At 60.0% G+C, this 14,278-nt stretch carries 13 protein-coding genes (1 of these 13 cut by a window edge); 4 read left to right on the top strand and 9 right to left on the bottom strand.

Features of this window, described 5'->3' with window-relative positions:
• The first annotated feature begins 52 nt into the window (after nt 1–52).
• Both J3A65_RS17380 and J3A65_RS17375 read left to right on the top strand, forming a co-directional pair.
• On the top strand, nt 53–991 hold the full coding sequence (locus tag J3A65_RS17380) for a LysR family transcriptional regulator (RefSeq protein ID WP_209902482.1): 939 nt from the start codon (nt 53–55) through the stop codon (nt 989–991).
• 45 nt (nt 992–1,036) lie between these two features.
• Nucleotides 1,037–1,273, top strand: coding sequence for an Lrp/AsnC ligand binding domain-containing protein (locus tag J3A65_RS17375; RefSeq protein WP_062463623.1), 237 nt, complete (start codon nt 1,037–1,039; stop codon nt 1,271–1,273).
• A gap of 66 nt (nt 1,274–1,339) precedes the next feature.
• Here the strand turns inward: J3A65_RS17375 and J3A65_RS17370 are convergent, their stop codons facing one another.
• Both J3A65_RS17370 and purU read right to left on the bottom strand, forming a co-directional pair.
• Nucleotides 1,340–1,537, bottom strand: a complete 198-nt coding sequence (locus J3A65_RS17370) for a hypothetical protein (protein ID WP_062576904.1) — start codon at nt 1,535–1,537, stop codon at nt 1,340–1,342.
• 486 nt (nt 1,538–2,023) lie between these two features.
• Nucleotides 2,024–2,908, bottom strand: a complete 885-nt coding sequence (gene purU, locus J3A65_RS17365; protein ID WP_209902480.1) for a formyltetrahydrofolate deformylase — start codon at nt 2,906–2,908, stop codon at nt 2,024–2,026.
• A 298-nt stretch (nt 2,909–3,206) separates the two neighbouring features.
• On the opposite strand from purU, the gene J3A65_RS17360 reads away from it, so the two are divergent.
• Nucleotides 3,207–4,286 (top strand): glycoside hydrolase family 5 protein, encoded by a 1,080-nt coding sequence (locus J3A65_RS17360; RefSeq protein WP_342344804.1) that lies wholly within the window; start codon nt 3,207–3,209, stop codon nt 4,284–4,286.
• Between the two features lie 41 nt (nt 4,287–4,327).
• Here J3A65_RS17360 and J3A65_RS17355 read toward each other — a convergent pair whose 3' ends face one another.
• Together J3A65_RS17355 and epmA are read right to left on the bottom strand one after the other, a co-directional pair.
• A complete protein-coding gene (locus J3A65_RS17355; protein ID WP_209902479.1) occupies nt 4,328–5,374 on the bottom strand; it encodes a lysine-2,3-aminomutase-like protein in 1,047 nt (348 codons plus the stop codon).
• The gene (gene epmA / locus J3A65_RS17350; protein ID WP_209902476.1) at nt 5,371–6,441 is read right to left on the bottom strand and encodes an EF-P lysine aminoacylase EpmA; all 1,071 of its coding nucleotides are present in this window, start codon (nt 6,439–6,441) and stop codon (nt 5,371–5,373) included. Before epmA ends, J3A65_RS17355 begins: the two co-directional genes overlap by 4 nt.
• Nucleotides 6,442–6,603: 162 nt before the next feature.
• Here epmA and efp point away from each other — a divergent pair, with 162 nt between their 5' ends.
• Nucleotides 6,604–7,173, top strand: a complete 570-nt coding sequence (efp, locus tag J3A65_RS17345) for an elongation factor P (protein WP_062463637.1) — start codon at nt 6,604–6,606, stop codon at nt 7,171–7,173.
• 129 nt (nt 7,174–7,302) lie between these two features.
• On the opposite strand, the gene J3A65_RS17340 is transcribed toward efp, so the two are convergent.
• The 5 genes from J3A65_RS17340 to J3A65_RS17320 form a co-directional block, all read right to left on the bottom strand.
• Nucleotides 7,303–8,751 (bottom strand): efflux transporter outer membrane subunit, encoded by a 1,449-nt coding sequence (locus J3A65_RS17340; protein WP_209902474.1) that lies wholly within the window; start codon nt 8,749–8,751, stop codon nt 7,303–7,305.
• Between the two features lie 112 nt (nt 8,752–8,863).
• Complete coding sequence (locus tag J3A65_RS17335; protein ID WP_062463643.1) at nt 8,864–11,974, bottom strand: efflux RND transporter permease subunit; 3,111 nt, start codon at nt 11,972–11,974, stop codon at nt 8,864–8,866.
• Nucleotides 11,975–12,040: 66 nt separating this feature from the next.
• Nucleotides 12,041–13,234, bottom strand: coding sequence for an efflux RND transporter periplasmic adaptor subunit (locus J3A65_RS17330; protein WP_209902472.1), 1,194 nt, complete (start codon nt 13,232–13,234; stop codon nt 12,041–12,043).
• 145 nt (nt 13,235–13,379) lie between these two features.
• The gene (locus J3A65_RS17325; protein WP_062463649.1) at nt 13,380–13,982 is read right to left on the bottom strand and encodes a TetR family transcriptional regulator; all 603 of its coding nucleotides are present in this window, start codon (nt 13,980–13,982) and stop codon (nt 13,380–13,382) included.
• A 48-nt stretch (nt 13,983–14,030) separates the two neighbouring features.
• A protein-coding gene (locus tag J3A65_RS17320) for a phosphoribosylaminoimidazolesuccinocarboxamide synthase (protein WP_092665508.1) crosses the window boundary here: on the bottom strand, nt 14,031–14,278 show its 3' end. The gene runs 700 nt beyond the window's last position; 248 of the gene's 948 nt are visible here — the last part of the coding sequence; the start codon falls outside the window, past its right edge; it ends in the stop codon at nt 14,031–14,033.

Genomic DNA, 14,278 nt, shown 5'->3' with positions numbered 1-14,278 from the left:
CTGGTTTCCCGATGAATATCGACATAATCTCAACAGGTCATTCGCGGGAGGAATGACAATGCTCCCGCCAAGACGGTTTCTTCCATCGTTTTCGCTTCTTGCCGCCTTCGAGGCGGCGGCTCGCAGTGGCAGCGTCACTGCGGCGGCGCACGAACTCGGCCTGACGCAGAGTGCCGTCAGCCGCCAGATCTCCGCGCTGGAGAAACAGCTGGGCGTGGCGCTGTTCCTGCGCGAGCGGCAAACGATTCGGCTGACGCTTGCCGGCGATGCCTATGCACGCGAGGTGCGCGAGGCGTTGCGGCGGATTTCCAATGCGTCGCTGAACCTTCGGGCCAATCCGTCCGGTGGAACGCTCAATCTCGGCATCCTGCCGTTTTTCGGCACGCGCTGGCTCACGCCAAGGATCGGCCGGTTTCTCGATCTTCACCCCGGCGTCGTCGTCAACCTGACCACCCGGCTGGAGCCGTTCGACTTCCGGTTCGATACGCTGGATGCGGCGATCCATTTCGGCTCGGCGCGCTGGCCGGGTGCTGCCCTGACATTCCTGATGGACGAGGATGTGATCCCGGCCTGCAGCCCGGCTTTCCTAAGGAAGCATGCCATCCAGGCACCGGGTGATCTGGTGCATGCGCCGCTGCTTCACCTCAACAGCCGGCCGGATGCCTGGGAGACGTGGTTCCGCACAGCGACAACCGAGTTCGACGCACTGCACGGCATGCTGTTTGACCAGTTCGCGACCATGGTCGAGGCGGCCGTCGCAGGTCTCGGCACGGCGCTGCTGCCGCGCTTCCTGATCGAACGCGAATTGCAGCAGGGGCTGCTGGTGGGGGCGGTTGCCGGGGGATCGATGGGGACGGGACAATATTATCTCGCCTATCCACCCGACCGCGCAACCTACCCGCCGCTTGCCGTCTTTCGCGACTGGATCTCGCGGGAGATCGAAGCGGATGGCGACCGGTCACTTGCGATCACCGGCGCTATCGGCCAATAGTCCGTGAGATTGTTATTGTTTTGACCGACCGACGGGAAGACCCTGATGAAACCGATATTCGTCCAGCTTCGCTGCAAGCCCGGCAAGACCTACGAGGTCGCCGATGCGATCTACAAGACCGAGCTGGCTTCCGAACTCTATTCCACCAGCGGCGACTGGGACCTGCTTCTGAAAGTTTATATCAGCGGCGACGATGAAATCGGCCGCTTCGTCAACGAGAAGATTGCCTCGATCCCCGGTATCGAGCGGTCGCTGACGACGATGACGTTCACGGCGTTCTGATCCGTGATGCCTTACATAGAAAAGCCGCCTCAAGGGCGGCTTTTCTGTCTCGACGATCAGGTTTGATCAGGCAAGCGCCGTCGGTGCCTGGGCGCGTGCACGCACTAGGTCACGGATGGCCAGTTTCACTTCGTCGGGCGAATTGAAACGCTGCTCATCGAGATCGATGACGTGAAACTTCACGGCAATGAATTTCAACCGGTCTTCATCCGGGATAACGATACCGACGGGCTCGCCGCCGAATTCTATAACTTGCTTCTGCATAGCATGCTCCCGCGTTTGCTGCCTAAAGCGCAGCACTGGCGAATGGATTTTCAGGAACGAAAGAACTGAAAGGTCTACATTCGACAGCACGGAAGGGAGCTACGCTCCGTGCCTAGCATCTTATACGCGAACCGACCGCAGGCGGCGACGTAAGCAGGTTTAATCATGTCACTCTCCCTCATGGCGTTGCGTAAAATGCCGACGGAAAACGTCCGTCGATCGAAAGTGGACTTTAGGTGACTCGCAGAACGCGATCAACGAAAATCCTTTTAAAGGAAATATTTTTCTGTCTGATGACAGTATCGCGGCGGAAATGTGAAATTTCATTCGCGATGGCCTGTCCTTCGACAAGCCAGGAAATAGGTGCGGGCCTCGTCTGCGACAAGATGAGACCGGCTAAAGTTATTGTGACACGTTGTTATCCGGCGCTGCGCCGACCGTCGGTAAACCGACAGTCGGATCAAAGCATTAGATGACTCGGATGGATTACCCCATACGCTCGGAGGCGTAGGAGCCGGGGCTCGGCGGGAAGACCACCGTGCGATTGCCGTTGATGAAGGTGCGGTGGTGGATATGCGCATGGATCGCGCGGGCCAGAACCTGGCTTTCCACATCACGGCCAAGCGAGACATAATCGTCGGGCGATTGCGCGTGGGTAATGCGCACCGTGTCCTGCTCGATGATCGGGCCTTCGTCGAGATCAGCAGTGACGTAATGGGCTGTCGCCCCAATCAGCTTCACGCCGCGCTGATACGCCTGCTTGTAAGGGTTTGCACCCTTGAAGCTGGGCAGGAAGGAGTGGTGGATGTTGATGATCTTGCCCGACATTTTCTGGCACAGCTGATCCGACAGAACCTGCATGTAACGGGCCAGAACCACCAGTTCGGCACCGCTTGCCTCCACGACCTCAAGCAACTGCGCCTCTGCCTTCGGCTTGTTTTCCTTCGTCACCTTGATGTGGTGGAAGGGGATATCGTTGTTGACCACCTGCTTCTGGTATTCAAAGTGGTTGGAGACGACGCCGACGATATCGATCGGCAGCGCGCCGATCTTCCAGCGGTAGAGAAGGTCGTTGAGGCAATGGCCGAATCGCGACACCATCAGAAGCACCTTCATGCGTTCTTCGGTATCGAAGATGTCCCATTCCATCTCGAACTTATCCGCGACGGGCTTGAGACCTTCGGAAAGTGCGGAGCGTCCGACGCCTTCTTCCGAGATGAACGATACCCGCATGAAGAAGCGTCCGGTATCCAGATCGTCGAACTGCGAGCTGTCGATGATGTTGCAGCCCTGTTCCGCCAGAAAGCCGGAAAGCGCAGCAACAATGCCGCGCGTGGAACGGCAGGTGACGGTCAGTACATAGCTTTTCATCGATAACCCCTTGGTCTGCACTTGGCGGAAATCCTTGTAGACATAACCACGCCGGCGGACCATATCCGATGGCGTAGGAAACAACAGAAATACGGAGGCGTTTTTCCGTTCCGGCTCAAAGCAATGGAACGTTCCACCCTTACAAACAGCAGCTTAGGCAAGGACGTCAAAAATTCCGGTCCTTTTGCGCCTTTCACGCGTTGATCACCGTCGCGGCGCTTGGTCCGCCGCGCATTTGTCATTCAATATTTTCGAATATTTATTTCGTCGGATTTTGTAAGATACGGGAGGAATGCTGGTGGCTAGATATGCGGGGCGGTTTCAGGGTAAGGCCTGGTTGGGTAGAAACCTCAGAAGCATTGCCTTGAGGGGTATCGCCTTGATCGGTGCGGCCAGTCTCGCGACGCAGCCGGTTTCCGCTGCCACGACCTGTATGCGGGGCATCAATCTCGCCGGTGCCGAATTCGGCAAGGTTGGCGATGCCTACGGTAAAGGCTACACTTACCCTTCAGCCGAAACGATCCGCTATTTTGCAAGCAAGGGCTTCACGGCCGTTCGGCTGCCATTTCTATGGGAAAGGTTGCAGCCCAAGCTCTATGCGTCGTTCGATCGGGCTGAGGCCAAGCGGCTTGCGGCTACTGTCGAGCTCGTACGCAAAGCCGGGATGGTCGTTATTCTCGATCCGCACAACTACGCTCGCTACAAGGGTGATCTGATCGGGACGGACAACGTTCCGCAAAGCGCGTTCGCCGACTTTTGGCGCAGGCTTTCGGTACGGTTTGGCACAGAGGCAGACATAGCGTTCGGTCTGATGAACGAACCGCATGGTATTGCAGCCGAAGACTGGGTGTCCGCCGCCAACGGTGCGATCGCAGCCATCCGGCAGGCCGGGTCCGCCAGTCTGATCCTTGTTCCCGGCACGGCCTGGACCGGCGCCCATAGCTGGTCTGCCGGCGATTACGGCACCACCAACGCCGCGGCGATGTCGGCGATCGTCGACCCGCAGAACAATTACGTTTTCGAGGTGCACCAGTATCTTGACCAGGATTTCTCCGGCAAGAATGACGAATGCTCGCGTGCCGCTGATGCGGTCAAGGCGCTCTCCGACGTCGGCACCTGGTTGAAGCAGAACAACCGGCGTGGCCTGCTGGGTGAGTTTGCCGTTCCGCGCCAGCCGGAATGCCAGTCGGCATTGGTCGATATGGTCAAGGTCGTCGAGAGCAACCCGGATGCGTGGCTGGGCTGGGCCTATTGGGCAGCCGGTGACTGGTGGCCGGAAGACGAGATCCTTAACATCCAGCCGGTTCGCACGGTCGACAAGCCGCAGATGGCAACGCTTCTGAAAGCGATGTCGGAGAATGCTTCCTGCGGGCGTTAAGCTCTCGGTATTTCGCGTGAATCATCGAACGCGGACGGAATTCACACCGGCGGATAGGTGTGTTCGTTGCCGCGGAAATCGCTCACCGAATAGCAGCCGTTGTCAGCACGTGCAGCGCTTTCGCCGATGACCGCCTTGCCGTGGCCACCCGGAATATCGAGCACATATGTCGGCTGGCAAAGTCCGGAAATGGTGCCGCGCAGAGCCGAAACGATTCTCTGGCCCTCGGCGATATCGAGCCGGAAATGGCCTGTGCCTGGCGCCAGGTCCGGATGGTGCAGGTAGTAGGGTTTGATGCGCGTTTCGACGAAAGCCTTCATCAGGTCGCCGAGCACTTTCGGATCGTCGTTGATGCCTTTGAGCAGGACCGTCTGGCTGACCATCGCAAAGCCGGCGTCAATCAGCCTTGCGCAGGCAGCCCGCGCGTCCTCAGTCATTTCGCGGGGATGGTTGGCGTGGAGCGCCACATAGATTGTCTTGCCGCTTTCCTTCAGCGCCGCAATCATCGGCGCATCCACCCTCTCGGGCTCGACCGCCGGCACGCGCGTATGAAAGCGCACGATTTTGACATGCTCGATTTCAGCCAATCCAACCATGATCACGGAAAGCCGGCGCGGAGACAGGACAAGCGGATCGCCGCCGGTCAGAATGACTTCCCAAATTTCCTCATGAGTGCGGATGTAGTCGAGCGCGGCCGTTAGTTCGTCCGGCGAAAGCGTTCCATCGCCCTGCGGGCCAACCATTTCACGGCGAAAGCAGAAACGGCAATAAACCGGACAGATGTGCACGGCCTTCAGAAGGACGCGGTCCGGGTAGCGGTGGACGATGCCTTTGACCGGACTATGCGCCGCGTCGCCGATCGGATCGGCCCGTTCGTCCGGTGTGCCGACAAGCTCGGCTGCGTCGGGCACGAATTGTCGCGCAATCGGATCGGCGTCATCGGTCGGGTCGATCAGCGAGAGGACCGTCGGCGTCAGCGCGATCGCGTAACTGCCGGCGACGGCACGGATGCCGTCGAGACGGTCTTGCGCAATCAGACCTGCATCGGCCAGTTCCTCGGGCGTTTTCAAGGTACGCGCGACGCTCACGGCAGAACCTCGGCGACGGGCGCCCACAGGACCTGGTCGATGCGGGTCGCGCCGGTTGCGAGCATCGCCAGGCGATCAAAGCCCAGTGCTGCGCCGCTCGCCTGCGGCATGATCGAAAGGGCCGAGAGAAAATCCTCGTCGATCGGATAGGTCTCGCCGTAGATGCGGGCTTTCTCCGCCATGTCGTGCTCGAACCGGCGGCGCTGTTCGGCCGCATCGGTCAGTTCGCCGAAAGCATTCGCCAGTTCTACGCCGCATGCGTACAGCTCGAAGCGTTCGGCAACGCGGGGATCGCGGGCCGAGGGTCGGGCGAGGGCTGCTTCCGAGATGGAATACTCGCAGAGGATCGTCGCCCGGCCCTGACCGAGATGCGGTTCGATCTTTTCGACCAAGACCTTGCTGAACAGATCCGCCCAGGTATCGTCCTTTGAAACCCGGAGGCCGGTGCGGGTGAGTTCGGACGCGAGAGCGTCGCGATCGGTCGCGCCATCGGTTTGCACGGAGGAAAGCAGATCGATCCCGGCGTATCGAAGGAAGGCTTCCGCCAGCGTCACGATTTCGGGGTCGGCAAAGGGGTCGGTTTCCATGCCGCGAAACGCGAACCGCTTCGTCCCCGTGGTCTCGGCGGCGAGTTTCAGCATGTCGGCGCAATCGGCCATCAGTTGCTCGTAGTTTTCGCCAACCCGGTACCATTCCAGCATGGTGAATTCCGGGTGGTGCAAGGGGCCGCGCTCCCGGTTGCGATAGACATGCGCGAAGGTGAAGATGCGCTTCTCGCCGGCTGCAAGCAGCTTCTTTGCGGCAAATTCCGGCGAGGTGTGTAGGTAAAGCGGCGCTGCGCGGCCGTCGATCGTCAGCGCTTGCGTCGCGAAGGCATGAAGGTGGGTTTCGTTGCCGGGCGATACCTGCAAGGTCGCAGTGTCGACCTCGATGAAATCCGCCTTGCCGAAGAAACCCCGCAGCGCCGTTTGAAGCGCGTTGCGGCCCATCAGGAAAGGCCGCCGGTCGGCGTGGTTTTCCGGTGTCCACCATGGGGCAGATCGGGCTTCGGATCGAAACAGGCTCATTTCGGCTTTCTTCGCGGGTTCTTGCCCGCAAGGCTTCCACTTTGCGCGTTTTTGCGGTAGTTGCCCGGAAAACAGATCATCCGTCCTTCAGGCCGGTTATCGCCCGGTCCTCTACGACGCATTCCCGGCAGTTACAAGCCGGCACGCCAACAAGGAATTCAAATGGTCAAGGTCATCGCATCTTCCGTCCGCAAGGGTAACGTCATCGACGTCGACGGCAAGCTCTATGTGGTTCTCACCGCCGAGAACTTCCACCCCGGCAAGGGCACTCCGGTGACCCAGGTCAACATGCGTCGCATCGTTGACGGCGTGAAGGTGTCGGAACGCTGGCGCACCACGGAACAGGTCGAGCGCGCCTTCGTCGAAGACGTCAACTTCCAGTTCCTCTATGAAGACGGCGAAGGCTTCCACTTCATGAACCCGGAAAACTACGATCAGATCGTCGTGGACGTGGATACGATGGGCGACCAGAAGGCGTATCTGCAGGAAGGCATGACCTGCGTCCTGTCTATGCATGAAGGCATCGCGCTCGCGCTGCAGCTGCCGCGTCACGTCACGCTTGAGATCGTCGAGACAGAGCCGGTCACGAAGGGACAGACAGCATCGTCCTCCTACAAGCCGGCGATCCTGTCGAACGGCATCCGCACGGCCGTTCCGCCGCATGTTGATACCGGCACCCGCGTCGTCATTGCCACGGAAGACAATTCCTACGTCGAGCGCGCCAAGAACTGATCGAAGCATCAGGCTTCATTCGAGCATTAAAAAACCTCCGAGCCGCAGGCTTCGGAGGTTTTTTGTTGTCTGGCGATCCTGCGAGAAGAAAAGGGCCGGCGAACCGGCCCGTCCATCCTGTTTCGCTGTTTAGTTTTTCAGAACCGGCTTGGCGGAGGCCACCTGTGCCGTCGGTGATCCGAAGGCATAACCGCCACCGAGTGCGACGTTGAGCGAGACATAGTCCTGCGCCATTTGCTGTACGGCCTGGGCCAGACTTGCCTGGGCGGTGGAGACTTCGCGCTGTGCGTCGAGAACGTCGAGCAGCGAGGAGGCGCCATCACGATAGCTGGCGGTCGCGAGCTGCAGCGCTTCCTCGTAGGATTTCACGGTCGCACGGAGCGCTGCCACGGTGCGGCCATCGCGGGCAACGGCGGCAAGCGCGTTCTCGACTTCCTCGACGGCATCGAGAACCGTCTGCTTCCAGGACAGATAGGCTTCGCGGGCTGACGATTCGGACGACTTGACGTTGGCACGCAGGGCGCCGCCGTCGAAGATCGGAAGAGACAAGGCCGGACCGAAGGACCAGGACAGGATGCCACTTTCGCCGCTTCCGGCAACGCGGGTGTAGGATGGCGAAATGGAGCCACCGAGCGTAATCGCCGGATAGAGCTGTGCTTCGGCAACGCCGATCTGCGCAACGGCTGCGGCAAGCTGCCGTTCAGACGCACGGATGTCAGGTCGATTGCGGATCAGGTCGGCGGGAATGCCGGTCTTGGTGCTGTAGCGGGCGACCGGCTGGCGGGCGCCGCGCTGCAGTTCAGGAAGCAGTGTGGACGCCGGCATGCCGAGAAGCGTCGCGATGCGGTGCGCAGCCGTGCGATACTGGGTCTCAAGGCCCGGCAGCTCGGACAGTGTCGAATTCACGAGACCTTCCGCCTGAACGACATCAAGCCTGGAGGCCGCACCGGCTTCAAGCTGAAGCTTGGTGAGGTCGAGCGTTTCACGGCGGGAACCGAGGTTCTTTTTGGTGATCGCGATACGCTCCTGATAGTAGCGCACATCGATATAGGCAGCGGCAACCTGCGAAAGCAGGCTGAGGCGGGCGACGTCAACGCTCGCGTAGGCCGAGTCGAGGCTGGCAAGAGCCGATTCCTTGCTGCGGCGGTAAAGGCCGAACAGATCGAGGAACCAAGACGCGCTGGCCCCACCACTGGCGGATGATTGCGGCGAAGTCGATGTGGCACCGAGCCGCCCGCCGATGTCCTTGGTGCCGCTGCGTTCGCCCTGCGCATCGATATCGAGCGAAGGAAGACCGCCGGCGCCGGCGCTGACGACGGATGCCTGGGCCTGGTTGATGCGTTCCAGAGCCTGCAGAACGCTGAGGTTCTGGGCCAGGCCCGTCTGCATGTAGCCGTTCAGGCGCGTGTCGGAAAACGCCGTCCACCAGGCTTTCATGGAAACGTCGCCATTGCTCGTCTGTCCGCCCTCGGCAAACTTTGCAGGCAGGGACACTTCCGGGGCCTGATGGTTCGGTCCGACCACGCAGCCGGAGAGAAGGAGCATGACGAGAGGAGCGGCTACGCGAATGGATGTCATATCTTTGTCCCGAAACCCTTAAGATCGTGGCTCCGCGTATGACGGAGCAAATCAATGCACAGCTCACCGCTCAGACGAGCGGCGATTCGATGCTGGCAATCCGTTAACAGATTCACACTGTCTTCACTTGTTTTTCACGCTTTGATAACCGGCGCACAACAACAAAGAAGGACGGAACGAAGAAAATTCCGAGCAGTGTTGCAGAAAGCATACCACCCAGCACGCCGATGCCGATGGCGTTCTGAGCGGCAGAGCCGGCGCCCGTTGCGATCGCAAGTGGTACCACGCCGAGAATGAATGCGAGCGACGTCATGATGATCGGACGAAGGCGCAATCTTGCGGCCTCGAGGGTCGCTTCGAGCACGCCCATACCTGTCTCCTGACGATCCTTGGCGAATTCGACGATCAGGATGGCGTTCTTCGCCGCCAATCCGATCGTCGTCAAAAGTCCGACCTTGAAGTAGACGTCGTTCGACTGGCCAAGGAGATAGGCTGCAGCCAATGCGCCAAGGACACCGATCGGAACCGCGAGAATGACCGAGAACGGAATCGACCAGCTTTCATAAAGTGCCGCAAGGCAGAGGAATACGATCAGAACGGACAGGCCGTAAAGCATGGGAGCCTGGGAGCCAGACAACCGTTCCTGATAGGAGATGCCCTGCCAGGCCACGGAGTAGCCACCCGGCAATGCCGCAGTCAGCTTCTCCATCTCGTCCATGGACTGACCGGTGCTGACGCCGGCGCCGGTCGCGCCGTCAAGCGATATGGCACTGACGCCGTTGAACCGCGCAAGCTGCGGCGTGCCCGTGTTCCACTGGACGGTGCTGAAGGACGAAAACGGGACCATCTCGCCGCCGGTGTTGCGGGCAAACCAGTATTTGAGGTCTTCCGGCTGCATGCGGTAAGGCGCATCACCCTGCACATAGACGGGCTTCAGCTTATTCTCGAGCGTGAAGTCATTGACGTCGCGACCGGCAAAGATGGTGGTGAGCATCGAATTGACCGAAGCGAGGTCGACACCCATCGCACCCAGCTTCTCCTGGTCGAGCAGGATCTGCAGCTGCGTTTCGGTTCTCTGCGAGTTGCTGCGCAGCGAGCCGATATTGCGGTTGCTGCCCGCGATCTGCATCAGCTGCTGCGATGCGCTCGTCAAAGCGGGATTGCCGTTGTTGCCGCTGTCGACAAGGTACATCGAAAAGCCGCTGGAATTGCCGAGGCCCTGGATTGCTGGTGGCAGAAGCGCAAACACCTGCGCGTCACGCAGTCCGAAGAAATGGCGCTGAGCCCGCTGCACAACGGCGGCCGCTTCCTGCTGCGGCTCGGTGCGAACGTCGAAATCCTTGAGCTTGGCAAAGATCATCGCATTGTTCTGGCCGGTGCCGTTGAAGCTGAAGCCCATCGCACCGAACACCGAAGCGACACTGTCCTTCTCGTCGTTGAGGAAGAAGGACTCGATCTGCTTGACCACTTCCTCGGTTCTGGCGGTCGTCGAACCGTTCGGAGTCTGGACGAGCACCATCAGAACGCCCTGGTCTTCCTGCGGAAGGAAGGAGCTGGGGAGCCTTGAAAACAACAGACCGCAACCGCCGACAATCAGTGCGAAAAGAAGCATGACGCGCAGCGGCCGCTTCAGAAGATAACCGATCGATCCGACATAGCCGTTTGTCGTCTTGTCGAAGCCGCGGTTGAACCAGGCGCCGATACCCTTGTTCTTCTTCTCGTGATTGACCGGCTTCAGGATCGTCGCGCAGAGCGCCGGCGTCAGCACGATCGCAACCACGGCAGAAAGCAGCATGGCAGAAACGATCGTGATCGAGAACTGGCGATAGATGATGCCTGTCGACCCACCGAAGAAGGCCATCGGGATAAACACGGCCGTCAGAACCAGCGCGATGCCGATGATGGCGCCGGTGATTTCATGCATGGACTTCTCGGTCGCCTCGAGCGGAGACAAACCTTCCTCGTCCATGATGCGCTCGACGTTTTCGACGACGACGATCGCGTCATCCACGAGAAGGCCGATCGCCAGCACCATGGCGAACATGGTGAGCGTGTTGATCGAATAGCCCGTCAGCGCAAGGATGCCGAACGTGCCAAGCAGCACTACCGGAACGGCGACCATGGGGATCAGCGTTGCCCGCAGGTTCTGAAGGAAGACCAGAAGCACCACGAACACCAGAACGATCGCTTCGATCAGCGTGTGAATGACCTTTTCGATCGACAGCTCGACGAACGGCGTCGTGTCGTAGGGATAGGTGATGCTGACATTTTCGGGAAGCGTCGGCTCGACCCGGTTGAGGGCGGTTTTTACCCTTTCGGCGGTATCAAGCGCATTGGCGCCCGTCGCAAGGTTAACCGCAAAGCCCGCCGCCGGCTTGCCGTTGAAGCGGGAGCTGCCACCGTAGCTTTCCTGGCCGATCTCGACCCGGCCAATATCCGATATCCTGACCGTGGCGCCGTCCTGTCCGACTTTGAGGATGATCCGCTCGAAGTCGTCGACGGTTGTCAGCTGGCTCTGGGCTGTCATGGTGACGGTCAGCTGCTGGCCTTCCGACACGGGCTGCGCCCCGAGCGAACCAACGGACACCTGGGTATTCTGCGCTTCGATCGCGGACGTGACGTCAGCCGACGTCAACTGGTATTTCTGGAGCTTGAAGGGATCGAGCCAGACGCGCATTGCATAGCCTGAGCCGAAGATATTGATGCTGCCGACGCCTTCCAGGCGCTTCACCTGATCTTCGATCTGGGTCGAGAACACGTCGCCGAGATCGACCGAACTGCGTTTGCCGTCCGACGACACAAGCGCGCCGACCATCAGAATACTGGAGGTGGAGCGCGAGACTTCGATGCCGGACTGCTGCACGACGTCAGGCAGCTGCGACTGTACCAGCTGCAACTTGTTCTGCACCTGGACCTGGGCGATATCAGGCATGATCGAGTTGCCGAATGTCAGCGTGACGGTCGCGCGTCCCGTCGACGACGACGAGTTCATGTAGGTGAGATCATCGAGACCGGTCATGCCGTCTTCGATGATCGTTGTGACCGATTTCTCGACGGTTTCGGCGCTGGCGCCGTTATAGCTGGCAGAAATGCGCACCGTGGTCGGGGCGATGTCCGGATATTGCGAGATCGACAGCGTGGTGATGGCAAGCGCACCACCGAGCATGATCACGATCGCAATAACCCAGGCGAAGACGGGCCGCCGGATGAAGTAATGGGCCATTCACTTGTTCCTTGCCGTATTTGGGGCGGCGTTCTTCGCGTTGTTGCGGGATGCGGACCTCAACCTCTACGGCTTCGGCGCATCAACCTTCGGCTTCTCGACTGTAAATCCCTGCTCGTTGACCGTGACTTCGACAGGCTGGACGGCAGCGGCGTCGGCAATCCACTGGAACCCGTCGACGATCAGGCGATCGCCATCCGCGATGCCGTCGGTGACCAGCCAGTTGTTGCCGGATGTGGTGCTGACCGTGAAGGTCCGCGTCTCTACCTTGTTATCCGCGCCAACGAATTTCGCCGTCAGTTCACCACGGGCATTGCGGGTCGCGGCACGCTGCGGGATCAGATAGCCGTTTTCGTTGCCAAGCGTCACCGTCGCACGCACATACATGCCGGGCAGAACGATATTGTCCGGGTTGGGGAACACGGCACGGATCTGAAACGTGCCGGTGGTTTCGCTGACAGCCATTTCCGACATGTCGAGCTTGCCGGCAGGTTCGTAAGCCTTGCCGTCCTCCAACCGCAATCGGATCTCGGCGTTGCGCGGATCGCCGGTGACCCGGCCGGACGCAAAGGCTGCACGAAGCTCCAGGAGATTGGTGCTGGAATCGATGAGATCGATATAGATCGGATCGAGCTTGCGCAGTGTCGACAGCGCGTCGGTCTGGTTGGCGGTGACGATATTGCCGAGGCTGACATTGGAGATGGTCGTGACGCCATCGAAGGGCGCCCTGATCTTGGTCAGGTCGAGATCGATCTCGGCCGATTGCAGAGCGGCCTGCGCCTGCGCCACATCGGCCTGGGCCTGCAGCAGGGTGACCTTCGCATTTTCATATTCGATCTGCGTCGCGCCGCTGTTGACCAGCCGCTCGTAGCGGGTGAGGTTTGCCTGCGCGGCCGGGATGCTGACCTCGGCCTTGGAAAGGCTCGCTCTCGCCTGCGCGACGGTCGCCTCGTAAAGATTGTCCTCGATCTGATAGAGGATGTCGCCCGCCTTGACTTCGCTTCCTTCCTTGAAGCTGATCTCACGAATGGCGCCGGTCACACGCGGCCTGATCTGGGTCGTCTGGAATGCAACGGCGCGGCCCGGCAAAATCGAGGTAATCGGCCGCTCGGCCTTTTGCATGACGACGACACTGACGGCCTGCGGCGGCTTCTGAGGTGCGCCGCCGGCTGGAGCGTTTGCGTTCTGCTGATCGGAATCGCTGCAGGAGGCGAGCAAGACCGTGAAAAGGAGGGGGAGAAGCAGTTTGCGACGGGTCATCGTTGGATCCAGGGCCGGTCGTTGCGCATTCCGAAGAACCGGAGTTCCTCGGGAGGGACAGGTTAACCCACAAGAAGCGGGAGGAAGCATGGCAAGGGGCGGAACCGCCACAGCCCAGCCTCGAAGTGACGTAATTCACTTATCGTCACTTTGCAAGCGGGCTTTGCAGTGCAGCATTCACGAGTTCGACAAGTCCGTCGCAGCGGGCATGCAGCTCCGCCTCGTCGGCATGTATAAGAAAGACATGGTGGAGGACCCCTGCAAAGCAAGGGGCAACGCTCCGCCCGATGGTACTTTCCGGTGCGGACTTGTAGACCCCGGTTTCGAAGCCGTGGCGAACGACGCTTTCGAAGAGATCCTCGATGAGCTTTCGATAATGCCGGCCGCTGGGCAGGTCGGTACTTGCCATCATGGCCAGCATTTCGAAAAACAGCGGATTATCCCTGATATCGGCAAGATGCGCGTCCATCAGGCGGCGCGCAACAAGTCCCAGCCGCGCTGGCGCCGGGACGGAATCGTCCTTCGCGTCGAAGCGACCGATCATCCGGGTGGTGTGCCGGTCGCAGATTGCATCCGCAAGCACCGTCTTGGATTGAAAGTGCTTGAAGACATTGGCGGGCGACATCTGCAATTCGGCTGCAAGGTCGGCGATCGAAAAGCCGGCAAAACCCTTCTTCCTGAGCAGCGCTTCGGCGGCCGTCAGGATATCCGCTTTTGTCTCTTCCGCCTTGCGCCTTGGTCTTCGCACGATGTCCTCAAGTGTGTGCCGCCGATACCGGCCGGAGACTACTGCTGATCAAGTACCGAAATACGGCTCGAGGTTCTTGCGAATGCGCGCCAGCACCGTCTCGCCGCGCTCATCGGGCACGAAACGCGCGCCCGTGATCGTTTCATACGCGGTTCGGTAAACCTTGGCCGTTTCCTCGATCAGATCGGCCGGGATTTCCGGAATATCGTCCTTGTAGGGATCGCAGCGTTCGACCACCCAAGAGCGGATGAAATCCTTGTCGAAGCTTTTTGGACGGCCGCCGGTTGAAAAGGCGT

Source organism: Rhizobium sp. PvP014, assembly GCF_017876855.1.
Classification (GTDB): Bacteria; Pseudomonadota; Alphaproteobacteria; order Rhizobiales; family Rhizobiaceae; genus Neorhizobium; species Neorhizobium soli.
The sequence above is the reverse complement of the archived record's forward strand: the minus strand, read 5'-3'. Positions and strand labels throughout refer to the sequence as shown.

Excerpts from the sequence above, each read along its gene's own strand:
- J3A65_RS17380 (WP_209902482.1), top strand. The coding sequence starts at position 53 with ATGACAATGCTCCCGCCAAGACGGTTTCTTCCATCGTTTTCGCTTCTT.
- J3A65_RS17375 (WP_062463623.1), top strand. The coding sequence starts at position 1,037 with ATGAAACCGATATTCGTCCAGCTTCGCTGCAAGCCCGGCAAGACCTAC.
- J3A65_RS17370 (WP_062576904.1), bottom strand. The coding sequence starts at position 1,537 with ATGCAGAAGCAAGTTATAGAATTCGGCGGCGAGCCCGTCGGTATCGTT.
- purU (WP_209902480.1), bottom strand. The coding sequence starts at position 2,908 with ATGAAAAGCTATGTACTGACCGTCACCTGCCGTTCCACGCGCGGCATT.
- epmA (WP_209902476.1), bottom strand. The coding sequence starts at position 6,441 with ATGAGCCTGTTTCGATCCGAAGCCCGATCTGCCCCATGGTGGACACCG.
- efp (WP_062463637.1), top strand. The coding sequence starts at position 6,604 with ATGGTCAAGGTCATCGCATCTTCCGTCCGCAAGGGTAACGTCATCGAC.
- J3A65_RS17340 (WP_209902474.1), bottom strand. The coding sequence starts at position 8,751 with ATGACATCCATTCGCGTAGCCGCTCCTCTCGTCATGCTCCTTCTCTCC.
- J3A65_RS17335 (WP_062463643.1), bottom strand. The coding sequence starts at position 11,974 with ATGGCCCATTACTTCATCCGGCGGCCCGTCTTCGCCTGGGTTATTGCG.
- J3A65_RS17330 (WP_209902472.1), bottom strand. The coding sequence starts at position 13,234 with ATGACCCGTCGCAAACTGCTTCTCCCCCTCCTTTTCACGGTCTTGCTC.